The following is a 24,834-nucleotide window of genomic DNA, read 5'->3' on the forward strand; positions in this document are numbered from 1 at the left end:
TCCCCTCTATTTGAATATAATAATAAATCATGACTCTGTACTTGTCATCATTATTGTACATAGTCTTAGCTCATTGGTTTTTTAAACCTTTAAGAAACCTCATTAGAAGAGAAGAAAGCTATTTTCCATGCCTCTCCTATTTTTAGCGTTGTTCAATAACGCCGAAATACTTTGTGACATCAAAATCAAGATAATTAGAATCACTGCTACTATAATCGCATCCTTTAATAATTATACGAATAATATTTCCATTCGTGAAATACATACCATAAAACTAAAAGAAGAGGACAGATCGTCCTCTTCATGCTTTCTTATAATATCATATAGATCGGCTTCATACAGTTCCATCAAAGCGAACATTGTATCTGCCTGAGGATAACTACTGCCTTTTTCGTATTTATATATGGCCTGTACTGATCCTAGACAAAGATATTCCCTGACATAATCCACCGAAAGTTTTTTTGCAAGTCGTAATCGTTTTAAATTTGCTCCAACGACCTTCATATCATATTCCGGACGATACAACATATTATTCCTCCTACACCAAAAAAGGCAACATAAAAGGATCAACCGTGTCTATTACAGAATACATCCATGAATGTATTTTGTCACTCAACTACTACTTCAGTTTTATACCGCACCGAACCATAACTATTTTTGGAATTAGAAAGAATAATTATTATTTTGTTCTGCCTCAGAACTGATTAATGTATTTCTTAAACTCTTCAAAATCTTCTTTTGTCATAACGATATCAGAGTAACAGTAGTCCTTCCCTCGTATTATGAACCATAGCTTCTTAATTTTAATCTTAAATGCTCTCCAGGGATTCTTATCATATTCCGTATAGAAATTAGATTTCAGAAAGCATAGAAATCCATAGTAACCATCATCCATATCATCAATGCATATGCTGAACGCCTGACCACATTTGCAGTCACACGTAACCATCAGTTCCTTTTTATCCTTAGACATAAGTAATGACATAATCCGTCCTTTCCAAGAGCCAATATTTTTTCAATCCCACAAATTCCAGAACCATGTTTTAAAAAGATCCATTCCCCTATCTTTGCACTCATCCCTATACTCAGCGATCTTTCTTTCCTCTTCGTAATGCAAGTCAGATATATTCTTATATTCCGGGACATCTGATAACATGTACATTCTGTGGTATCCTTTTTCCTTTTCTTCAGCCCTATCTTCTTCTGTTTTTAGACCTTCACCAAAGAATCCATACTTGTCCGTAAATTCTTTTGAAGCTTTTTCATACTCTTCTTCATAAGGATTTGTTTTAGTACAGGTATCTTCATTTGCTTCTCTCAGGAGGAATATCATATCAGACAGAATTCCCTTCCATTTTTTCATACCTTCCTCATCGACATCTTCTGGAAATCCGGTACCAATCAATACCTGTGAGTAATCTCCCGGACTATCCGGATATCCATGTGCTGTATCCTTCAGATCCTCAAGCATGTTAGGTACGACATTTAAGAACCACCAGTCAATGGCCCATACATCCCTGTCGCAGTATCCGTACCTTATTCTCTGATATGCATTTTTAATATTTGTGCACCATCTCTTAACATGTCTTATGGGATTTAAAACGCCCCGTTCTTTGGGCACAAAGCAAGAACACCCCTTTTTTTTCATTTTATCACCTGAATAAATTTATAATTCCATGTCCGCAGCTAATATCCAATCAGATATTATGCCAGGTTATCTCGTTCTGCTAATATTATTGGTTATTTATGAAGAGTATAAATATTTATAGAACACTTTTCATTTAACTTATAGTTAAAAAAAGCCATGACAATTGATGTATGTGTATATAGCTCTACTTAAATCGCTTTCAGGGTCAATATAATCAAAGCATAATTAAATTTTTTAAAAACCAATACCACTATGAAATCTGTAAAAACAAACACTATCTGAATAATCTTATTCAGATTCGCTAACTGATTTGGACATTTAGGTAACGCAGCAAATAGTTAATATAATCTTTCGGAAATAAAAATAATTAATTTTTGAATCATTCTCAGATCTTTTTCGAGAAGTAAATATAGCGGATATACGTAAACGCTTACAATGATTGAGGTAAAAAAAAACAGGCTCACATCCTTTTTTTCATTGTTGATTTATTATATTAATTTCAAGATTTCCGCCCTCCTGAATTATCATTCTCTTCCAGAGCCGGAGTGATGCGGGCGGGAGTGGACAGATTTTTCCTGCAGAAACAAGAAAAAATCTGTCCTTGAAGATCCCTCTTCCGTCGCCATCGTTTCAACTGGTTTGGTCGGCCGTATTTCCAGACGCCTTTCGGCATGTCCAAAGTGATCTCAACTGCCCTCACTTCGATCCGTTTCCAGATCCGGACACTTTTCGAATGCCTGTAAAAGGCATTCCAGCTAACGGATCCCTCCGCTGAGCCCCCTTGCACCATAGTTTTAAGCATATCTCAAAACGAGACTTAGCCAATGGTCTTTTAGTGCTTCTTAACCATTTACGGGGAGCGTTTGGTAAATACGGCTAGACCTTTCACTCTCCGGCCCTCGTTATCGCATTGGCGGGGCTACCTTTTACGTTTTTACCCTGGCACGGCATCCAGTATTAAATAATTAAATTGTCATTTCCCAATATGTGGGGCAGATGAATAAAAACATTTTTTTTAGATGAATTTTGTATAGGTTTTTTTATAGATTTCAAAAATAAGTATAGTAAATTGCTATACTCTAATATTTTTTTATTCTAAACTACTCTCACCTACAATTAGACGTGTTTATTGCTTGGAATCCTCGCTGTTCTAAATTTCTTTTGAATGCGGATAGTATCTTCCATTAAGTCATAGAAAAAAGCAGCTACCTCTTTTGAGATAACTGCTTTATGTAAAATGATTATTATATTTCATCCTAGACATAATGTCCGAAATCCAATTCAAACCTATAAATCAGGGATACATACCGATATTTCTCGAAAGAGCCCCGTTTCTACGTCCTGAAACTATAGCAGCTCTTCCATTACTCCAGCAAAGAGCTGGTAAATCTTCAGCCACATTGTATACGTATTTAATGGTTTGATATTAATCTTCCAGAGTACTTCCATTGTGTCGTACGTAGAAGCTTTATCTAAGCATCCATGATAATCCTCGGTCGAGGTAGTCATTCCAGAACGTCCAATTATGCTTTCCGGGACCATCTTCAAAAAAGAAATCGGCATTTTCATTCTTAAGAAAATCTCTGAAATCCGTATTTGAATTATATAGTACATCCTCCGTGCCAATCGCCATATATAGTCTGGGTATTTTCCTACCCTCTTTCTTGAGTTTGGCAAATTGAACCTTCGGGTTCTTATCCGATTCCATAAGCTCTGTCAGATCTCCAAATACATCTGTGAGCATTTCTACGGACATAAGATTTGTTGCGGAATCATCCTGCTTTGCTATGGCATCCAAATGTAACGCTGAAGATAAGGCTATGCAATGTGAAAATCTTTCAGGGAAAGCGAATGCGGTATGGATTGCTCCATAGCCGCCCATCGATAATCCTCCTATTATGGAATCGTCTCTTTCTGAAAAATACCCGAAAACCTTATGGATGTAGTCCGGTAGCTCTTCTCCTACAAACTGGCAAAAATTGCCACCATCATATCCCTTATCCAGATAAAACGAATTTCCGGTTGTCGGCATGAATACAGCAAGGTTATACTGTATAGCCATCTCCTGAGCAACTCCACCAAACAACCAATCTGTATCTGTTCCGGTCAACCCATGCAGAAGCAACAGACTTTTTGTTGGTCGTTCATAATGCTTAGGCTCTCTAACCTCTGCCATTTCAACATCATTCGGCAATACAAAAGAAAAATTTGCGTGCTGCATGATACTCCTAGCATGAAATTCCATCCTGCCACTTGCCATATTTAGCCTCTTCTCTCCATCATACGCTTCATAACGAGCGCATCCAAATCATCGGTTCTCTGATTGAAATTTGCAAATTTGGTAGGATTTACAATCGCCGGAGCTGTTCTACCGTTTAATCTATCTTCAAACTCTTGAACTTGCTGCACTGTTGTAAATCCCCTATCGTGCCAGTTGATCGCCATCGCCCTTAAATAAGCAAATACAGTCTTACCCATATTTGCACAAAACTCAAGAAGGTACTCAATAAGTTCCGGAGACATCTTTAAGTCATTGTACATGAACTCCAAAACTTCAATCTGTCTACAATTAATTGGAGACGGAAGAATCTGTTCTGCCATTATAAGAATTTCATCAAAGGTCTTTTCGCTCATTACTGTGAAATCGTCTCTTTCTCCATACATAACTTCTGATAACTTGTATAGTCGCCTGGAATCTCTGGTTTTAACTCTTTCTTTCTCATTCTGAGTTCACATAAAAACTTATAAAGCCACTCATTGTCTTTTTCGTTTCCGAGAACGTCATCACCTCTAATGCACTGCTCAAGATAATTACTGAGAGTCCATATCGGCTCTTTTGCGAGCTTCAGGAAGATATTCTTTTTCTTATCATCAAGCTCGTAAAACTTAACAAACCACTGGGCATCCTCTATATCGGTATAGTTCTCAGAAATAATATTCTTCTTATTATCGATCACATCATATCTATTTTCGTCTGACGGATTAGGAATAACATAATGTTTTCCTACCTTATATCCATAAATGCCGTTTTTATATTCCTTTAATTTTATAGCCATGAAATTACTGATTCTCCCACATTGATTTTCTATTTATGATCTGATCGTTATCATAATTAAGATCACTCATTAACCTAAAAAATGGTGTGCTCTTAGTTTTATCAGGTGTCGCATTAATCTTTCTCCAATAGTGTCCGATCACGTCACAAGCCCACGCATCCATATTATTCTCGGAAATCCTATTTGGCGTTAGCTTCTCTTTGAGCATATCCACAAGAGCTACTACTTGAGCTTCGGTTACGCTTCCATATAAAATATCCAGAGTGCAAGGATATTTACTATTATTTAAAGCTTCTTCTTTTGCTTTTGCGAACTCATCCATTTGCTTATGATTCAGTTCCGGGAATGCATCTGCAAATGAAAGCTGTTCCGGTTCATCAACAATAGTTGGCTCTTCAACGAACCTTGCTTCTTCATTTTGATTAACCTTACTTTGAGAAATATAGAACTTGATAGCTGCGGTTCCACGATGAGTGACACCTGACAGGTCAACTCTCAAAGGTTCATAATCTATATGTAAATCACTGTATTTATTAATCTCTTCTTTCGCCGGTTCAAGAACATCACGCTTAAACAGAGAGTATTTTCCCCAGTTCTTGGGTATGATTACTACTCTCTTATGAGTCTTCTCGTTCTCTTCTGTTTTTGCAAGAATAACACGCAGATCTTTTTCTGAATCCGTATTGTACTCAAAAGTCCACTCAGAGTTATTAGAATAAGACTTGAGCAATTCATACAGACGCGGCGAATACTCTTTCTGCATCTGACTTATAGATCCGTACTTGTATCTAGTGATGTACTGGTTCGGCAGCTTATTATCAAGATCAAAAATATACCTAGCAACTGTTTTATGAAATGTAAGATGCATGATTCTTGTATCTGAATCAGTCTCAGCTAAATCAATCCATCCTGCAAGTTTCCAGTTGCCAGTACTTTTATCTCTCATCCACCATCTCTGTCGAGCAAGGCTTTGAACAATATTACGTGCTTCACTTAAGTTGCAATCAGGTCTATATCCAAGAGAGTTAAGGAATTTTCGGCAATCAAAAGAATACACTGTGTTAATATCATCAGTTAGTTTTATAAAACTAATAATAAAACTGAGTGCTTTGAATTGGTTCTTATCTAGGTTAAATCTTCCTTCCTGAATAAGCTCAGACATCTTTCGTATGGTATAATTACGTGGATCGTCTACTTTGACAGGTTTTCCGACTATTTTCTTTTTACGGTTTGATGGTCTCTCAAATTCCATATAACTCCCTAAAAACTATGACACTATGGTTTGGCCATGTTTCAACGTACCTTTTGTATATAGAATATATTATCCTGAACAAAGATTCAATAGCTCTCAGCCACATTCTCACGTACCTTTTGCATTTTATTCCACAATTTGACGTACCTTTTATCATCATCTCCATATTTACACGTACTTTTTATAAATTATTCCATATAATAACGTACCTTTTGAAATAATATCCATAATCTGACGTACCTTAATTATTAATACATCCATGTTTTCACGTTCCTTTTCGGCTAATTGTTCCAGATCTCTCTTAAAATTATCCATAAAACGACGTACTTTTTACCCCGATAAGTATTACAATAGACCATTTAAACCATATTTAGACGTACCTTTTGAAGTGCTTTTTTTATCCGCTCATTGGAGCACCTTTTATATTCTCCATGTTTAGACGTACCTCTCACCACTAAAGATACGCTGAATTATGGTCAATCTCAAATATTCCATGATTTCACGTACTTTTTATCCTGTTAAAATGCAAATTTATATTCATTGTCCATATTTTCACGTACCTTATACCTCAACATTCTACGATTTCCATAATTTGACGTACCTTTCTGTTATGATCAAGTAAGAATATTTAGTCCTGTTCCATATTTTCACGTACCTTTTTAGACCTGTGCACTGTTTCTTTTGTTGCCAAATTACTGGAAAGGATTATAATTTAGCCATAAATCAACGTACACTTTGAGTAAAATCACCTGGATTGCTACAAATCATCCATAATTCAACGTACTTTTATTCCTTAGAATCATATATTACATGCCATATTTTCACGTACCTTTTACCGCGCTATGACGCACCTTAATCCATACTGCCACGTACCATTGGCCATATTTTGACGTACTTTATTCCATATTCCGACGTACCTTTTCCGGAGTTTCTTCCTATAAGAAAATACTTTTAAATACTATATATACTTAAATATAACCACTACTACTATTTTTGTTGTGGTGGTTATACGCTTTGAACACAAAAAAGGAGCACCAAACGATGCTCCGTAATGATAATTATTATTTTGTATGTCCCTGGCAATATTCTATAAGCCTATTCATATCGCCCATCACTTCTTTAAGTTTTGAAATTTGATCCTGAGACAATGTAATCTTATCACGATATATAAGATTAGACATATTGTTCATGGCAAGATTAAGCTTATTTAACTTATCAGAGTATGCAAGTGCTACTGCTCTCTCTTCATCAGTTATCTCAGCATTTGATGATGTAGCTTTTGCTGCATCGTTAATAGTCTTTTTGCTTTGCTTTAATCTTCTTACAGCTTCGCTTTCTCGCTTCTGAGATTTTACCTTTTCTTCAAGGAGTGTATCACGCTGAGCTTCAAGTTCTTTAATCTTCCTAACTAAGATGTCTGAACTCATTCCGGTATAATTCGGATCATCTAGTCTTTCTTGATTTTTAGTGATATTAGATTCAATACTCTTAATCTGTTTATCTCTATTGTTGTCAATTTTTTGAATCTGCTTATCATTCTCAATCATTTCGTTGAGCTTATCTGGATCAATACTTGGTTTTGAAACTTTGTTATCAATCTGTTCGATTAATGTCTGATAAACTAAAACCTGATTTGATTCAGTTAGTCGTGAGAACTCTTCACATTGGTTCTGAGTAATGAACTCATTATCAAGTAATTCTCCAAGCTCGGGAATAAGTTTATTGCTGAACTTACGATACCTATATACTGTCAGAGCATTTGTATTAAGCTTCTGAGCAATATAGTTTGCTTTGTCCACCGGAAGCTTACCATTCTCTTCAAACAACTGAGTAAGTTCTACAACTGATTGTCTCCTCTGCTTCGGTGTAAGGCCCACTGTTTCGAGATTGAGAAGAATGTTTGCCATCTTAGCAGTTTTATCAGAAGTATTATCAGGCAGAACTATTGCAGGCATCTTTCCATCTTCGAAATTTGGATTTTCCTCAAGAATCTTACCAAACGCTCTCCAACGTCTATGGCCGGAAAGAATTTCATATTTTACTTCGTGAGGAATCTTACGAACTAAGATTGTAGACTGAAATCCGATGGTCTTAATACTCTGCACAAGATCATCTATATTCTCATCATCGTTTTCTCGGTTCTCTGTATAACGAACTAACTGATTGTAAGGAATATCAACTCTCTTTGAATCACTTACTATACTCTGTACTGCAGCTACTTGATGTTGCATTTTTTCCTTAGACAGTTTCATTTTTTCGATGTTAGTTGCAGCTCCCATTTGTAACGCAGTATAATCCACTTTACTCATCGATTTCTACCTTTACCTCTTTATTAACATACCCTTGTTTTGCCAGCATCTCATAATCATTCTTTGTAATCAAGTTGAGCTCCAATGCAAGGTTTATATAATCTGTTCCGATCTTACTATTCTTCTCCAAGAAATATATTGGTCTATAGAATGAACTACTGTTTTTATAAACTAATGCTGAACGTACCCATGTCTTCATGAATAAGTCTTGAAGAGAATCCATTAGTAATTTTCTTCTCTGCTTATACAGATTTGTATGACGCGGATCTATATTGCAGAGAAATACTCCAGCTATTTCAAAATCAGGATTGAAGTTCTGCTGTACATACTGAACTTTATCAAGCTCATCCTGGAGACCATCATTTGAAGCACCCTCTTCCTGAACAGGTACTATAAGTTTATCCGATGCTATCAAAGCGTTATCGCCAGCTTCAGAGTCTGAAGGATTTGTATCAATGAGGATGTAATCATAGAGGTGCTTAATCTTATCAAGTTCCCGAGCCAGAATTGTTCCTGAATTAATATTATTAGGAATCAAGTGTGTATACTTATAATCCATGAATGCATCTGATAATCGATCAATCTTCTTTTCGTTAGGCAAAACGTCCATTCCATACGGAGAATGAATTATTGCGTCTTGAATTTCGCACTTCCCCAGAAGCACATCTGAATAATCATTACCTTTATCTTCGTCGAAGTAGCATCCAAGAATCTGTGTAGCATTACTTTGTGGGTCTGCATCAATTACCAGTACACTATATCCGGCAAATGATAAGATTGTTGCAAAGGATACGGTAGAGCCCGTCTTCGAGCTGCCTCCCTTCCTGTTTCCAAGCACATACGTCGTACAATTATCTTTTCTCTTCATTTTTATCGCCTCGTGGGATTTAAAGTGTGTGGAAATTTTAGAAATGTTTTTTCATGATGAAAAACATGATTAAAAATTCGAACTGAATTTATAATAGCATTTAGTCACTTTATTTACAATACATATTCCATAAATTAATCCACAAATAATTCAACAAGATATTAAATCTTTTTTCTATTCACCAATTTATAACAGAGAATAAATTAATCAAATGAAAAATTTCAAGTAGCTATTTTCATGAAAAAACTAAGCGAAATTTAGAATTATTTTTTCACGATGAAAAACCTTGCTCAAAATTTTAGATATGGATTTTCATGATAAAAAATTCTCGCTTCATAAAATAGTTCAACACCATGAACCGTTTTTAAATTCTGATAATCTTTTTTCATGATGAAAAAAGATTATCAGAATTTTCTTTAAGCGTGCGGCCTGAATTATAATAATAAGTAATGAATGAATATGCTGTGTTATTTGAACGGAGGGGAAAATGCACATGTCATCAATTTTTAAAGAATATGGTATTCCAATAGATAAGACAAAATTAGTACGACATAATTTAATTAATGAAGATATTTCAAGGATAAACTGGTTTGGAATGATTGAGTGTTATCAGGCAACCCAAGGAAAAAATTTCTTTGACAAATGTAAGTACATTCATTCGTTTCTAAGTACTAATAGCACAGAGTCGTTGTTCATTGGTTAATATGAATTTATAGATTCTTTTACTGGGCCAGAAGTTCGTAAGATGATGCCAAAAGATTATCCTTGCCAAGACCATTTAAGTGAAAAGCATTATTACTATAATCTTAAATAATTAGATGTCATGAGTGATATGAATAACAAACTCATAGTCGAATTGGGCGGATTGACAAGAGCATGATGATACTGGGCAAAGAATGATAAACAAGTAATGCCCAAATCTAATAGAAATTAAAAATCATTTCCAGGATATGAAGGGGTTGATACTTAAATGTTGCGAATTTGAAAAAATTGTTAAGGGTAATAATGAATATAAAAAATAGAATGATGCTCTGGCCAATGTAGATGGGATATACCTCATTTGTGATACAAAACATCACAAACAGTATTTTGGGTTAACATACAAAGAAGATGGAATTCTAGCTAGATGGTCAGGCTACTATAAGATACATCATAGTGGATATAAATTGATCAAAGAACATTTGGCTAAGCATCCAAATGTTTTTTTTCAATTTACTATACTTAAACTCTTCCGGAATGGTTTATCAAGTAATGAAGTAACTAAAATTGATAATATATAAAAGGATAAACTCTGCACGAGAAACAAAGTTTTTCCTGAAGGAAGCCTGAAAATTTTGAGAGCTTTTATTCACAGTGAAAATATTGATCCAACATTTCAAGGCTGCTTTTTCATGGTGAAAATCTTAAAGCAAAATTTCAAAGAAGTTTTTTCATCATGAAAAACAAAGTACATAATTTTTGAAAGATAAATTATTTAAACAATGTTTCACGGATTTAATAGATTAGAGTGAAGAGAAAAATATAGATAGAACAAACCACGTAAAATAAAGGTTTTTGTGGTCTCTTATTAAGGTTTAACCTCTGTAAAATAACGATGTTTCACGGATAAATTGTCGTTGAAATAGCACTATCACGCTAGTATAATATATATGTGATAAATGTGGGAACGTGATATTGTGAGGACATGAATATGTTAAACGGAGTAAGAGTACCTGATGATGTTCTAAAAGATCAAAATGAAGAGATTGAGATTGATAACCTTATTATTCCTGATGAAAACATTAGCTTGATCAAACAGTCTAAATCATTCAGAACGTTGATGCTAGATATGACAGAACTTAAGGATAGTTTCCTGACAGTTGCTATCACTCCGAATAAGAAGTATATGTTAGTAGATGGGGTGCAGAGATATATTATCTATAGAGACTATTTTCATAAAGAAATAGCTAAGGTGGTAGTTATCAAAGAATCGATGAGCGAAGATGAAATATATAATCTTCGTTATGCAATAAGAAGCAGTATGAAAGAGAAAGGTCTTTCATATGAGATAAAGAGACTTCGGATAGTTCAGGACTTTTTGAGTAATTATGGGAGTCGATATAACAACGTACAGTCACTAAGCAGTATGCTTGATATGTCTATTCAAAATACATATCGCATGATTAAAATTAAAGATAACATCAATTCGAATCTTCTTGATCTTTGCCTAGAGAGGGGAGTGTCTGTTAGATCAGCCGAAGCCATCTCGACTTTATCTGAATCTATTCAGCTTGCGTTGTATGAGAAGCTGCTTACTAATGCGACCCTTAAGCCTTCTGAAAAAGTGATAAAGACCATACACGGTGCAGATAAGTCTATGGAGATTGAAGAGACGGACGAGAACAAAAACCGTATACCTGGAAGGACTTTAGGAAGAGCAAAGAGGGATAGGGAAATTATTGAGAATGCTATACAGTTTGATCAAAAGAAGGGGATAGCAATCAAGGATATAGATAATATCGCGGCTAAAATCACAATCAGCAACCTTATTGCTAAGCAGGAAGACGCAGTGAAAGCGTTAGAAAATCGAATCTATAAGGTCGACTATGAGGCGAACCCTGTAGACATATCAAGACTGCAAAATGTAATCCTTCGAATTAACTGCGTAATAGACATGCTAACCAAAAAAATGAATTAAATCAAAACATAAAATCTTTCACGGATGAATAATCCGGGCGGTAATACACCACCTGTCCGGTCATAGGATACCGCGATTCCTGAAGCAGGAAACCGCAATTTATCTTGTTACATATCCAGCCTGTCCAGTAAAATCCTGCTATCGCACCGCAGAAGCGGCAAGGGCTTGACAGGACAGCCTGTATATGATGTGAGGCAACTAAGCGGTTTCATGACATCTATTACCGCCCGGTGGATCGGTTTCCATTTATCCGGATTGTAGGTTTCCAGCCGCCGGAATATTCAACGGAATAGTAGTACTAAGTTAGGTCAATTTACAAAGTGTTTTTAATTGAACATGAAATATGATGATGTTATTGGTCAACAAGCTCTAAAATATCAAATCGTGTATGGTTAGGTTTCCCAAAATTATAATTGTAAATTGCATGTAATAGGGTTTCGCGTTAAGCGAAACCCTTTCTATTATATTGGGCGAATTGTGATTTATTTAACTTGTTAAAGATATTAATCCGCCTCAATATATCGATATTTCTCACTTGATTATTATATTTGATTTTGTTTTTGTGAAAACTTCCCCATATTACTTATGAAAATTATAAATAGAACAACAAGGAGCAGATATGGACAAAAAATTTATAAGCAGGAATAGCTATATGCCTGGCAGGCAAGGTGTCAACAACAGAGCAAAAAAATTTCGGATATTATGAAGGAGGCTAATGATTTGTCCCAAAATTGAACGGTACAGTGTGGTTATTTAGGATATACACAGTTTAATGCGACAGGAGGGATCTCATGGTCGTTAATGGATTTGCCGCCAATTTAAAAAAATTACGGAAATCAAAAAATGAAACACAACAACAATTAGCAAATGCTTTAGGCGTATCGAGGTGCACAGTATCAAAATGGGAAAATAAATATCTTGAGGCTGATTATGCAAACCTAATAGCAATTGCAGAGCATTATAGGATTACAATAGATCAATTGCTTAGATAAAGATAAAGAGACTTAAAAAAAGTTTAGAAGATCAGTATCAAAAGTAGATTAACGCTGAGTGGTTTAAATGTAGGGCGTAAGAGAAAAATGGAAAATAAAAAAGGATGGAGTTAGAAACGCCTGGCAAACGATCGTGAAGAACGAATTAAGCTTTAAGTATTATTTCGTCTTGTACTGATTGAGGATGATTACATAGTCAGGGTAGAGGATTAACGTTCGATTCTATAAATATGATAAATTAGATACTTGTAATGAATGATTATTCATCTAAAAGGTGAGGTTTTATATCTCATCTTTTTTTATTTGGCTCTGTCATTAATTGGGGTTGATATTCGCAAAATTCAACCTTTTATTGTGACAGAGCCAAATCTAAAAGAAGCGGCTTCTTTTTTTATAAATAGCATACGTTTATAGTGTATATATTGTTATTATACATTATTTAGGTATTATTGACATTTATACGTTATAAAGGTATAAATGCTTGAGTGAGAGGTATTTATATGTATATTGTTATCATTGGAGATATCAGGGATTCAAAAAAAATACAGGATCGTTTTACTGTTCAGAAAACACTCAAATCTATTCTTGAGGAGATAAATATAATTTACCAAAATGATATCGCTGCAAATTTCCTGATCACGTTGGGGGATGAATTTCAAGGCATATTGTCTCTTCCCAACCACATCATGGAAATTATTCATTACATAAAAAAACATATGTATCCTGTATCAATAAGGTTTGGTATAGGTTTTGGAGATATATCAACAGATATAAATATGGATGCAGCGATTGGGGCAGATGGACCTGCTTTTTATGCAGCAAGGAATGCTATAAATTCTCTTCATGACAGTGAACGAAAATTAAAGGGTCGTTCATCGGATGTAAAGATAGATTTTTACAACATGGATGACAGATTCCTTCTGAAAGAGAGTGTTAATGCATTGCTTTCACTTACCAAAATCATAGAATATGGGTGGAATGAAAACCAGAGAAGAACTGTATGGGAAATGATGGATACCGGAGAGACCCAGGAAGTGTGTGCAAAAAAAATGAACACAACTCAGCCAACCATAGCCCGCAGACTTTCGGATGCAAATTATCTTGTATATATTGATACACTTGAACTAATAAAAAAAGAAATGGAAAGGCTTATGGAATTGTATGACTAATGAACTTTGAATGCATTAAGCTGTATTTACTATAAATATAGAAATCTCGGCGTTTCTACAACAAGATCTATAATTTCTTTATTTATGCATCCGTTGAGTTTTAAGATCATCAAAGACTCATGTTCTTCGATGGCTATTATGCCAATGTATTCTACATTTGGTCTCATCTAAAAGACCATCGGCTTTAATTGACTTAAGGTATAATCCGAAGAAAGCATTGTTTTTATTTAGCTCTTCATAAAGGGCATCATCCCAGCGTATCTCTTCTTTATGACCGGAGAAATAAGCTGTATTTACATCTGCAAAGTATTCATATAATTCGGCATATCCCTGAGGGAGTCCTTCCTCTGCTTTTCTGTATGAGACATCCCACATGAACTGCTTTGCTTCGTCATAATGCGAAAAAGATAATGTCTCGGTGTGATAATCTAAGGTATTTCCGTTTATATCCAGAACTCCATACTGAAAAGGTGAGACGGAAAGGGCTGAGGTTGCCACCTCAGTCAAGCCTTTATTATTGGTTTTGGCATCCTGGATATGCATATGACCACTGAAATTTCCCAGAACACCGTATTTTTCATAAAGAGAACATAACCTCTCGTATCCGCCCATTACAAACCCATCTATAAAGATGCTGTTGTGTGCAAGTATATTTTGATGACTGACAGCATCACTTTTTTATCGGATGACTTGGCCTCCTCAAGCTGTTCTATGATCCATTCAAAAGTCTCGTCCGTAAGTATTCCCGGTGATTTTTCTGTGTTCACATCTACCATCAGCAGCCGGTAATTCGGACAAAGATCGTAAGTATAGCTTAGGGAATTCTTATCTCTATTTAAAGCCATGTTATATCCAAAGCTGTTGTAGATTTCAAGAAAACCAGCGGCATCAATACTTTCAACTAAATCATAACCATCACCACTGAAACGGGCTGCAGATTTAGAATCAATGTCATGATTTCCCGGTATTACAAGCAACTGTATCCCGGCATCTGATATTTTCCTGAGTTTTTTAGCCAATTTCTCATGACTTTCTTTGGCACCATTGAAGGTCAGATCTCCGGATAGTATTACTGCATCAGGATTTGATATGATCATTTGGTCAATAAAAGCATCTGTAATCTCTTCGATATACTGCATGGCTTTACCGTCTGCAGATTTTATGAGGCTGGTAAAATATGGTCCGTTGTCTGTCAGTTCCGGTGAAATATAATGAACATCCGAAGCTATATAAATTGTCATTTTTTCTCTATCAGTACTGACATACTTTTCTTTCTTGTAATATAAAAAACAGACACTCAGGGTCAACAGTAAGACAGTGATACTAATGAAAATGAGCTTTTTATTCATTCATCTTGCTTTCCTGTACTATTTAAATCAAATCATTTCAGCTTTAATAGTATCTTCCGTGGCGGCCATGGCCCGGAGTGTCATATCAAGCAGGTGATCCAGTTCCCATCCAAGTTGAACTGCGCCACGTTCGATCACATCTCTAGAGCATCCCGCCGCAAACCCTTTGCTCTTGTATTTCTTTTTAAGGGATTTAAGTTCCATGTCCTTTGTGCTTTTAGAAGGTCTCATCAGAGCTGCCGCCCATATCAAGCCGGTAAGCTCATCGGCAGCAAACAGGACTTTCTCCATTTCATGAACAGGCTCCACGTCTATTGTCACTCCACAACCTACAGTGATCCCATATCCATGAGAGCAGACAGAATGAATTATATCTTCACTTACCCCACCGCCCCTTAATAGCTCTGGCGCTTTAAGGCAGTGTTCTTCAGGATACAGCTCAAAATCTATGTCATGTAATAGTCCTACAATTCCCCAATGATCTGCTTCATCAGAATATCCAAGCTCATTTGCATACCATTTCATGACTGCTTCAACTGTTAAAGAATGCTGTATGTGGAATGGATCCTTATTGTATTTCTTTAACAGCTCAAATGCTTCATTTCTTGTGATCATAATATTTATCTCCATCTTTTTAATATCTAGTTCTGCCTGAAGTGACTTATTTAATTGCAACATCTATGTAAATACTTTTATTGTATGTGTATGTCAAAAAATATAAAAGAATATTTTTCTGATATCTAATGATAAAGAAAATGAATAACATACTGCTACTAGAGTAATGATATAAAAAAGAGGGTGTGTATAAAATCAAGGTTCTATATTTAGACCTACTAAAAACAACAATACGAGGGAGTTGGAAAGATGAAGGAGATTACAAGAAGAGAATTTTTACACAAAGCCGGAAAGACATTTGTAGGCGTAGCGGCATTTGCGGCAGTTCCGACATTAACCGGATGTGGGCAGGAAACTAAGGTTCCGGAGGCAACAACAGCCGCAACAGAATTATCATCAGAAGAACAGTCAACGACTGCTATTGAAAATAATGTGACCGATAACATCCCTGCGATAAGACTTCCTCTCGAGTGGCATGAACTTGATAAAAAAGAAGTACAGGCAAGGGTATATGAACAGTGGTTCAAGCTCGGAGGATGTGGAGCAGCTGTTTTTGATGGATTCCTTGGAGTACTCGCTGAGAAATACGGCTATCCATACAATCAGTTCCCACAGGAGATTGGTTTTTTAGGACATTCAGGATACACTTGTGGTTCTTATTGCGGAGCTCTTGGTGGGGCTACACTCGCCATCAGTTTATTTATCCCGAAGGATAATCAGGATGATGTTTTAAAGGAACTGCAGGCATGGTACACATCAACGGTACTGCCAATTTATGATGGTGAATACGATGATGTACACACCACTGCTCCTTCTGTGAACTGTGTGGATTCGCTTGGAACCTGGATGAGTGCGGCCGGAGTTGAAGAACGTAAGGATCCAAGAAGAAAGTCAAGATGTGCCGCATTGTCAGCAGATGTGGCTGCAAAGACAATCGAGCTCATCAATATCTTTTATGGTATTGAAAAACCGGCAGAAGCAGAAAACGCAGTAACTGAAACAGGAAATAATGATTATATTGGTACAGCTAAAGGAATAGAAGGAGATATACAGGTCAAAGTAACTGTAGATGGTGGAAAGATCAGCGATGTGAAGGTGATCTCTCATAATGAGACGCCAAACATTGGAACTAAAGCTATTGATACTATTCCTGAAAAATTCATTGGATTGGCTACTCCGGAGGAAATCGACTCGGTTGATGCCGTTTCAGGTGCAACGATCACGTCGAATGCGCTGAAAGAAGCTGTTAAGGATGCTCTATCACAGATAAAATAAACTGTCAGTATATTTGTTCTTTACCTTTTCTAAGATCCAATAAAGAGAGATTAATCCTAATGAGTCTTATTGGATATGTGCCGGCGTTTTTTTCTTGGTTATTGGGCGCATAATAATAAATAGTTTTTACTGTCTCATAATGGGGGACTGACTATATTTTACTTGACCGGACTTTCAATTGCTTTTTCTTCAAATGTCTCAAAAAATTCATCAAAACAGGAATAATCCTACATATTATAAGAGAAACAGTCAAATATGAATCTGGGCCAAAGTATATAATATTTGGCCCAGATACTATCATATGGCCCAATTACTATATGATTTGCCCCATTTAAAGGAGATAAGATGTCAGAGCAAGCAAAAGATACCCGAATAAATCTCAGTACTGTCAATACGGAAACAGTACAACGCATTTGCAGTGCAACAAAAGAGAATCACAAAACTTTAATTGAGAGGTTGCTCCACGCAGAAGAAAACCGTCTGAAGATGGAAGAGCTTTCTCAGGATGATACTGAGTACCTCAGTAAGATATCAAGATTATTTAACAGCTTTTATGATATTAGCACATCGTATATAAGATTAAAGGATGTATCAAAAGAAGAGCTTACTGCAAACTATAACAAAGAGATTGAACAGATGAAAAAGACCATCGAGTCTTTAACAGATAAAGATATAACGGCAAATAAGCTTATAAGCCAAAAGGATTCTGAAATATCAGAATTAAAGGATAAAATAGATTTACTAAACAAAGAATTGGCACGCACACAAGAAGAGAACAAAATAATGAAGAATTACGATGATTCTTTTAAAGAGATACTTATGTTGCTGCATAATCAGAAGAGCGTGCCTGTAGACAAGCAGTTGTGATACTCATAAAAGTATAGGAATAGTTAGATTAGTGATATATAAAGAGGCGGCCCTTTAAAAAAATATAAGGTAAATAGTATAATAAATATCAGTAAAGCCTTATATCAAGCGGAAAGTGGTTTGATTATATAATCAAACTAAAAGGCGAAAAGAAACTGGAAAAAAATTTTTTGAAAAGTACATGAAAACGTACATTAAGCCTGAATTATTCACTGAATAATTCAGGATAAGTTGTAAAAAAGCGTGTCCTGCAGTCAAGTTTATTTTTTCCAAATGTCAAAATCGTAATGCGATTTGGAAAATTTGCTCTCTTCCGACTATATATTCTTGATATTATACAAGATATAATATTCTAGAGTCGCCTCTATTTTTATGCCTGCTTGTATTGTATCTAACTATAATATCGAGAAGGACTTTGATTCAAAATATAATATCCTCAAATTTCTGTTCTTTAAGCTCTATAAAACAAGCCTATGTTCATTTACGATAAATCCGTCATGAGAAGCCCATACTCGCATGAGTATACAGTTGACGAATGATGTGTAATCGTAGTGAAGGAGGCTACTTCCTGACGAGTTTGTAGCCAAAGTTGTTAAGGATAAAAGAGTACTTAGCGAAGTGAAGATGGTAAACAGCCGAGCGAACTTCATTGCCATTTGACGCATATATACCTGTAAGTTATCATGAAATTATCTTCGGGAGTATAAGGAGACAAATCTATGAACATCAGGGAAGCTTATTATTTATGCACCATAGTGGAGGAGGGCAGTCTGAATAAGGCCTCCAAAGCTATGTATGTCGCACAGCCGTCCCTTAGTAAGTGCATCAAAAAAATAGAAAATGAATATGATATCACTATTTTTTCTCATAAACGCGGCAGCAAGATAATGCTTACTGAGGAGGGTAAACTTCTTTATAAACTGGCTTCTAAGATCGTAGATGCGGAAAAGGATTTTAAAAGTCAGCTGAATATACTCCATATGGTCAGTGAGCAGATGATATGTTTCGGAGCGCCTGTCAACAGAACCTTTTATCTTGCAGGTGAGATGCTCCAGTGGTTCTACAGTAACTATCCGGAATATCAGCTGGAATTAAGATCTGATCTCAGTGACAATCTTCTGAAAAAGCTAAAAGATCATTTGATTGATGTGATTTATATCTGTACAGATCAGATCGATCCGGACCTGTATTATGAAAAAATCAAGGACTCACATATAACCATCTATCTGTCAAAAGGAAGTGATCTGAAAAAGTATGCGACTGATATAGGTCTTGAACTGCCGGTCATCAGTCTCAGATACTTCAAAGGGGAGAACATAGCTGTCAATTCCGAAGGAAGCGCTAGCAGAAACGGCATCGATCAGTTATTGAATAAAACCGATATCCCGGTCCATCTTAAAGAACTGAGTAATCTTTATGCCCGTTTTGAATATGCCAATGCAGGTAAAGGTCATTGCCTGTACATAGGTGAAGAAGAAAACTGGATCCATCTTGAAAAGGACAGACTCCTTTATCTTGATCCTTCAGAAGATCTGGGATTTAAGCAATACCTGATATGCAGAAAAGGATTTGAAACAGACACAAAATATAAGCTCATACGTGAATGTATGGATTATATAAAGAATCTATAGTATATAGCGGAGAAAACATATGCCATATGGCTATATGTTTTCTCCGCTTTTCGTATTAGAAATCCTAAAAACACAGCCATATACTACATATATTGATATTTTGATTTGTGCATGAAAGAGAGGTTGATTTATGGCAGACGGCACAGTTTCAAAAGCATTTTCATTCAGATGGATCAATGGTCAATGTTTCCAGTTCCGCTTCAATAACGGAATATCTTTACTCACTGATCCATGGTACTCAAATGATGACAGCGGAATGTTCAATCATATAAAATTCCCTGACATCACAGTAGATGACCTTGGAAATGTAGATTATGTATTTTTAAATCATACACACCCGGATCATATCAACAATCTTCAGGAAGTTATGGATAAGTATCACCCGACTGTTATAACCCACAGCGGTAATGTCCTGGAGCTTATGAAGGCAATGAATGCTGTCACAACAGATATGTATCCTGTGGACTATGAAGGTCTTTACTATTTCGATGGCTTTGTTATGGAGACACACCATGCGACGCATCATTCCATGCCAAAACGTCTCCCACAGACTCTTCAGGCAGCATTAAAGGAATACCCTGATGACAAGAGAGCAACTCTTGACTGGATGGGCGGAACCTTCAACACAAATTTTGTTCTCACTACAGACAATGGTATGAGAGTAGCATTTATCGGCGGTAATGACGACGGAATGATCCAGCGTCTTCAGGGGCCGAACAAGCCTAATATCATCATCAGGAATAAGATGGCAAGTTCTGCGGTTAAAGATAATGTTGCGGAGAACTTCGCTGAATGGTTCGCTCAGGTGGATACACAGATGCTCATACCGATGCATTATGAAACATGGCTGTCCAACGATCCTGAATTTGCGGAGAACATGATAAAAGATATGAACCGCATCATGGAAGAAAAGGGTAAGGCCGGAAGAGTAGCTCCTATGATCCGGGGCAAATGGTACACACTTAATCTGTCGATCGTTCCGGAAGACTGATATTCATAAACAGCTGATAAAGTGCAGATATGGGAGTAAATCAGTCTTTATCAGATATACTTTTAGGGCACAAAAAGAAGGGTAAATATTATGAACACACAAATGGTTTTATGTCTATGCATTTTCTTGTTTATGCTGGTATCCTTTCTCTTGGGAAAGATACCTCTTGGTGCAACCGCATCCTGCGTTGCCATTTTACTTACACTGACAAAATGCGTTGAAGCAGAGGATGTTCTGGCAAGCATCGGAAACTCCAACACGGTCATCATCGCTACGATGATAGTTCTCGCCGCAGGACTCGGGCGTACATCATTTCCATCAAAAATCACTCAGGGCATCAGAAAGATAACAAAGGGCAACTATAAGCTTGCTTATCTCGGAGTTCTTCTTATCGGACTGGCGCTTACAAGCATGATTGCAAGCCCTATGGCTGCATATGCTATCGCTTTTCCTATCATGGATGTTGTATGTGATGAATTTGATGTACCGAGATCAAAGGGACAGTTCCCTCTGCTTGTGATCTGTATCGGATGCTGCGCTATACTTCCTCTTGGTGCTAGTATCAGCCAGGCAGCTGTTTTCAACGGTTTCATGGAGAATTACGGATTTACACAAAGCTTCACAGCTATGGATTTCTGTAAGGGAAGACTTCCTTTTATTCTTATCATCCTTCTCTGGGCTTATTTCATCGCACCTAAGATCACACCTGACAAGCCTGTAGTTGCTATCGATTCATCTCAGGGCAACAAAAAGGAACAGAAGCCACTTACGAAATCCGCAGATATCCTCGGTGTTATAATCTTCTTTGCAGTCATTTTTGGATATATCTTCAGTAAAAAGATCGGTGTCGCAACATGGCTCATTTCTTTTGCCGGTGTGATTCTCATGGTGATCTTCGGAACTCTAAGCAAGAAAGAAGCCATCGCTTCCATACCAGTGGACATCTGTCTCCTCTTTGTAGGTGCGAACACCATGGCAAAGGCATTGGTGGCAACAGGCACTGCAGATTATGTAGGTACAGTTATCACAAATGTGGTAGGTAACGGAGTCAGCACAGTGATGCTCCACACTATATTCTTCATTGTCCCTTTTATCCTTACGCAGATCATGCAGAATCAGAGCGTTATGAATGTTTTCGCTCCGATAGCATTACTTACCTGCAGCGCCTTTGGGGCCGATCCAAGAGGATGCCTTATCCTTATCGCTTCAGGTTCACTTACAGCGTTCATGACTCCTGCAGCAACAGCCGCAGTTCCTATGTGTATGAGTGCAGGAGGATATGACGTTAAGTCTCTTTTCAAGATGAGCGGAATCATCGCGACGCTTCTTGCTGTGGGTTACATCGCCTATGTAAGTATGGTATATCCGGCTTTTTGATCATTGATCAAGAAAGGTAATAAACATGGTTCCGAAAATAGATCAAAGCTTTATAAAAGAAAAGAGTATTTTTTATATTGATGGTGAGATCAAAGGAGAGGAAGGCAACAGACATATGTGTAATCAGATGTTTGTTGAAGCCTATTTTCCCATCGAAAAAAAGCATCCATATCCGGTCGTCATGATGCACGGTGCCGGACAGACCAATGTAAATTGGCTCATGACACCAGATGGACGTATGGGCTGGTCAGACTACTTTGTTTCTCAGGGATATGAGGTTTATCTTTGTGAGCAGCCTTCAAGGGGGCGGTCCGCCTATCATCCTGATGAAAACGGTCCACGAAGATTTCATCCTGTCCATGTTTTACAGAACAATTTTATGTCTGATAATGCGAACTGGCCTCAGTCCAGGCTTCATACTCAATGGCCCGGTTCCGGCAATATGGAGTTCGAAGATGAGATAGACCGGCAGTTTCTTGCCTCGCAGGTTGAATACCTTCCTAAAAACAGGGATTCTCAGATACTGATGCTTAATTCCGGAAAGAAACTTCTCGAAAAAATTGGACCTTCCATCTTACTTACTCATTCACAGGCAGGTCCATTCGGATGGTTACTGGCCGATGCAGTCCCGGAGCTTGTAAAAGGAATAATAGCACTGGAACCTTCCGGTCCTCCGTTTTCCCGTGATCCCGAAGCAAAGATCGCCGAAAACTTTGGAATAGCAGACCTTCCTCTGCATTTAGATCCGCCTGTGGGTTCTCTTTCAGAACTACAGATTGAAAAGAACATTACCGATGATTCAGCGCTGTGGGATGGTCTTGCATTTCAGGACCCGGCGCCTAAGCTTCCAAGATTAAAAGGTATACCTATCTGGCTTATAGTCAGTGAAGCGTCATATCATTCACAGTTTGATCATCTTACATCTCATGTTCTGGATCAGTGCGGTGTAGAACACTCTTTTATCCGCCTTGAAGATGTCGGAATAAGAGGAAACGGTCATATGATGATGTATGAAAAGAACAATCTGGAAATTGCAGACTATCTGATAGGTCTTTTAAAGGAGAAAAGTCTTTGAAACAAGTCTGACTATCCATATGTCATCCTAAGTATCTTGGAAAAAATATTTTATACTTATCTATATCACTGCTTTTTAGATATAGTACCGCCGCATCAGATCCCCCTCTGATGCGGTTTTTTAGAGCATCTGAATCTGTAGTATGTAAGGTCGCGATCATAAAAACCTACTGTTCAAATGATCGAGAGCAAAATATATCCTCCCCAGATTTTATGACATTGTTCACTGGATTTTGCCTGATGGCTACTTGATAATAGGACGGTTAGCTCTAGCGGTAATTAATGTGACATATCATAGTTAACAGCTGCCTGATAGTAGCTGCCAATAGTTGATGGTGCATTAAACAGAGCCGATAAAAGATATTTGTGCATATTGTGTATTTTAGTTGTGGTAGTATTGAGGCATTCAATTACATAATCTATGTGTGCACTGTCTAGTTTAAGAAATTTTGCTTTTACTAATTCTGCCGGATAGTCATTTTGCGCTATACGTATTGTTTCATTTTTACTAAGTACTGTTTCCAAAATGAGATCATAAATCCCGTCAATAATGTCAGCTCTGAGAGGATTCATTTTCTTTAGGGTATCTAGTTCAATGTTATTTTTTATCAGCTCAGCATATGCATTATAATCATCCATCGTAATCCCATCCCTAAGATTGATATGATTAGATGTCACTATGTCAGTATTATTTATATTATTATAATTAGTATTGGTTTTATCCAAGTCTAGACCTTTGGTTATCCCAATACTAGACTTTGGATTTATAACAGTCTGGACAGTTGAATTATCAATGCCAGAAATATAAGCATTATCTGTTGATTTCTGATCATCAGAAGGCTGACTGTTATTATCATCTTGTATAATGAGCATTGGATATATAATAGCTGGCTTTCCCTGGCCCTGCTTTTTGCGTTTAATAAGATTAAAATTCTCGAGTGATTTAAATAGTGCAACAACCTTGTTTCCTTTGCAGTTTAACATTTCCATCGCCTCCTGCTGTGAAAAGTATATGTAAGCTCTATTATCATCATCAAGCCATTTGTTTTTTAATGAGAGTGATATCCTGTCAAGCATTAGGCCATAAAGGACTTTTGCATCTATACATAGTTTTTTAAAGGAATCATCAGTAAATAAGAGCTTAGGTATCCTGTAAAAGCAAAGCATATCGCTTTCTTGGCTCGTGAAATAATCAAATCTAAAATTTGCGTTCATTTAATATCCCCCATCGTTGTATTTATATAAAAAGTACAGCTGGACAGTTACTACACTGCCCAGCCGATCAAATATTATTTGTTAATGGATCATTTTGTTCATAAAACCATAACTGTTGTGAAACAATGATACTTTGCCGACGTTAAGATTATTTATCAAACGTTACTAAATATTTAGTATCAGAGATTCTGAATGAATAGTCTGTATACCGGACGTCATCCGTGCGTGTATTTTGTTTTACATTTGCAATATGTGAGATGAGTCTAAAAATGATTTTTTATTTTTGCATTTATTCAAGTACAATATCTGTTCTTTCATTAGTGCCGGATAAAATCAAAAAGAAGAATTGATTTTGATCATTTTCAATAAACGCCAAGAAAAGAAGGTCTTATGTGACATGAGGGGTAGGAAGCTAATTGCACTTAGAGAAAAAATGTTATTTGAAATGCCTGGTATGAGATGTAACTTA

At 36.6% G+C, this 24,834-nt stretch carries 22 protein-coding genes; 9 read left to right on the plus strand and 13 right to left on the minus strand.

Going from position 1 to position 24,834, the window contains the following annotated elements:
- Nucleotides 1–231: 231 nt before the first annotated feature.
- The 9 genes from BXO88_RS10750 to BXO88_RS10795 form a co-directional block, all read right to left on the minus strand.
- Nucleotides 232–528, minus strand: a complete 297-nt coding sequence (locus BXO88_RS10750; protein WP_078037733.1) for a helix-turn-helix domain-containing protein — start codon at nt 526–528, stop codon at nt 232–234.
- A gap of 166 nt (nt 529–694) precedes the next feature.
- On the minus strand, nt 695–985 hold the full coding sequence (locus BXO88_RS10755; protein ID WP_078037734.1) for a hypothetical protein: 291 nt from the start codon (nt 983–985) through the stop codon (nt 695–697).
- A 30-nt stretch (nt 986–1,015) separates the two neighbouring features.
- Entirely contained in the window at nt 1,016–1,648 is a 633-nt protein-coding gene (locus BXO88_RS10760) for a hypothetical protein (protein WP_078037735.1), read from the minus strand.
- A 1,468-nt stretch (nt 1,649–3,116) separates the two neighbouring features.
- Nucleotides 3,117–3,908, minus strand: coding sequence for an alpha/beta hydrolase (locus BXO88_RS10770; RefSeq protein ID WP_078037737.1), 792 nt, complete (start codon nt 3,906–3,908; stop codon nt 3,117–3,119).
- Nucleotides 3,909–3,910: 2 nt separating this feature from the next.
- Nucleotides 3,911–4,282: a DnaD domain-containing protein gene (locus tag BXO88_RS10775; RefSeq protein WP_168171688.1), complete on the minus strand. Its 372-nt coding sequence runs from the start codon at nt 4,280–4,282 to the stop codon at nt 3,911–3,913.
- Complete coding sequence (locus BXO88_RS10780) at nt 4,282–4,704, minus strand: hypothetical protein (RefSeq protein ID WP_078037739.1); 423 nt, start codon at nt 4,702–4,704, stop codon at nt 4,282–4,284. Before BXO88_RS10780 ends, BXO88_RS10775 begins: the two co-directional genes overlap by 1 nt.
- Nucleotides 4,705–4,708: 4 nt before the next feature.
- Complete coding sequence (locus BXO88_RS10785) at nt 4,709–5,956, minus strand: replication initiation protein (RefSeq protein ID WP_078037740.1); 1,248 nt, start codon at nt 5,954–5,956, stop codon at nt 4,709–4,711.
- Between the two features lie 1,061 nt (nt 5,957–7,017).
- Complete coding sequence (locus BXO88_RS10790) at nt 7,018–8,265, minus strand: ParB/RepB/Spo0J family partition protein (protein WP_078037741.1); 1,248 nt, start codon at nt 8,263–8,265, stop codon at nt 7,018–7,020.
- Entirely contained in the window at nt 8,258–9,133 is an 876-nt protein-coding gene (locus BXO88_RS10795; protein ID WP_078037742.1) for a ParA family protein, read from the minus strand. The genes BXO88_RS10790 and BXO88_RS10795 overlap by 8 nt, the downstream gene beginning before the upstream one ends.
- Nucleotides 9,134–10,823: 1,690 nt before the next feature.
- On the opposite strand from BXO88_RS10795, the gene BXO88_RS10805 reads away from it, so the two are divergent.
- From BXO88_RS10805 to BXO88_RS10815, 3 genes are all read left to right on the plus strand, one after another.
- Entirely contained in the window at nt 10,824–11,810 is a 987-nt protein-coding gene (locus tag BXO88_RS10805; protein ID WP_078037744.1) for a hypothetical protein, read from the plus strand.
- A 791-nt stretch (nt 11,811–12,601) separates the two neighbouring features.
- Nucleotides 12,602–12,802 (plus strand): helix-turn-helix domain-containing protein, encoded by a 201-nt coding sequence (locus tag BXO88_RS10810; RefSeq protein WP_078037745.1) that lies wholly within the window; start codon nt 12,602–12,604, stop codon nt 12,800–12,802.
- Between the two features lie 500 nt (nt 12,803–13,302).
- On the plus strand, nt 13,303–13,971 hold the full coding sequence (locus BXO88_RS10815; RefSeq protein WP_078037746.1) for a SatD family protein: 669 nt from the start codon (nt 13,303–13,305) through the stop codon (nt 13,969–13,971).
- A 117-nt stretch (nt 13,972–14,088) separates the two neighbouring features.
- Here the strand turns inward: BXO88_RS10815 and BXO88_RS10820 are convergent, their stop codons facing one another.
- The 3 genes from BXO88_RS10820 to BXO88_RS10830 are packed head-to-tail and all read right to left on the minus strand — an operon-like array spanning nt 14,089 to nt 15,935.
- Entirely contained in the window at nt 14,089–14,583 is a 495-nt protein-coding gene (locus tag BXO88_RS10820; protein WP_078037747.1) for a hypothetical protein, read from the minus strand.
- 11 nt (nt 14,584–14,594) lie between these two features.
- Nucleotides 14,595–15,320, minus strand: a complete 726-nt coding sequence (locus tag BXO88_RS10825) for a metallophosphoesterase family protein (RefSeq protein WP_078037748.1) — start codon at nt 15,318–15,320, stop codon at nt 14,595–14,597.
- Between the two features lie 27 nt (nt 15,321–15,347).
- On the minus strand, nt 15,348–15,935 hold the full coding sequence (locus BXO88_RS10830; protein ID WP_078037749.1) for a hydrolase: 588 nt from the start codon (nt 15,933–15,935) through the stop codon (nt 15,348–15,350).
- 249 nt (nt 15,936–16,184) lie between these two features.
- Here BXO88_RS10830 and BXO88_RS10835 point away from each other — a divergent pair, with 249 nt between their 5' ends.
- The 6 genes from BXO88_RS10835 to BXO88_RS10860 all read left to right on the plus strand — a co-directional run bounded on the left by BXO88_RS10835 (nt 16,185) and on the right by BXO88_RS10860 (nt 23,151).
- Nucleotides 16,185–17,210, plus strand: coding sequence for a C-GCAxxG-C-C family (seleno)protein (locus BXO88_RS10835; protein WP_078037750.1), 1,026 nt, complete (start codon nt 16,185–16,187; stop codon nt 17,208–17,210).
- Nucleotides 17,211–17,555: 345 nt separating this feature from the next.
- Nucleotides 17,556–18,077 (plus strand): hypothetical protein, encoded by a 522-nt coding sequence (locus BXO88_RS10840; protein ID WP_078037751.1) that lies wholly within the window; start codon nt 17,556–17,558, stop codon nt 18,075–18,077.
- Between the two features lie 719 nt (nt 18,078–18,796).
- Nucleotides 18,797–19,708 carry a LysR family transcriptional regulator gene (locus BXO88_RS10845; protein ID WP_078037752.1) on the plus strand — a complete coding sequence of 304 codons (912 nt, stop codon included), beginning with the start codon at nt 18,797–18,799 and terminating at the stop codon, nt 19,706–19,708.
- A gap of 130 nt (nt 19,709–19,838) precedes the next feature.
- Nucleotides 19,839–20,699, plus strand: coding sequence for an MBL fold metallo-hydrolase (locus BXO88_RS10850; protein WP_078037753.1), 861 nt, complete (start codon nt 19,839–19,841; stop codon nt 20,697–20,699).
- A gap of 90 nt (nt 20,700–20,789) precedes the next feature.
- Complete coding sequence (locus BXO88_RS10855) at nt 20,790–22,076, plus strand: SLC13 family permease (protein ID WP_078037754.1); 1,287 nt, start codon at nt 20,790–20,792, stop codon at nt 22,074–22,076.
- A 25-nt stretch (nt 22,077–22,101) separates the two neighbouring features.
- Nucleotides 22,102–23,151 (plus strand): alpha/beta hydrolase, encoded by a 1,050-nt coding sequence (locus tag BXO88_RS10860; RefSeq protein ID WP_078037755.1) that lies wholly within the window; start codon nt 22,102–22,104, stop codon nt 23,149–23,151.
- Nucleotides 23,152–23,429: 278 nt separating this feature from the next.
- On the opposite strand, the gene BXO88_RS10865 is transcribed toward BXO88_RS10860, so the two are convergent.
- Complete coding sequence (locus tag BXO88_RS10865; protein WP_078037756.1) at nt 23,430–24,365, minus strand: DUF6017 domain-containing protein; 936 nt, start codon at nt 24,363–24,365, stop codon at nt 23,430–23,432.
- Nucleotides 24,366–24,834 lie beyond the last annotated feature (469 nt).

Origin of the sequence: Oribacterium sp. C9 (genome assembly GCF_002007235.1) — a bacterium.
GTDB lineage: Bacteria > Bacillota > Clostridia > Lachnospirales > Lachnospiraceae > Oribacterium.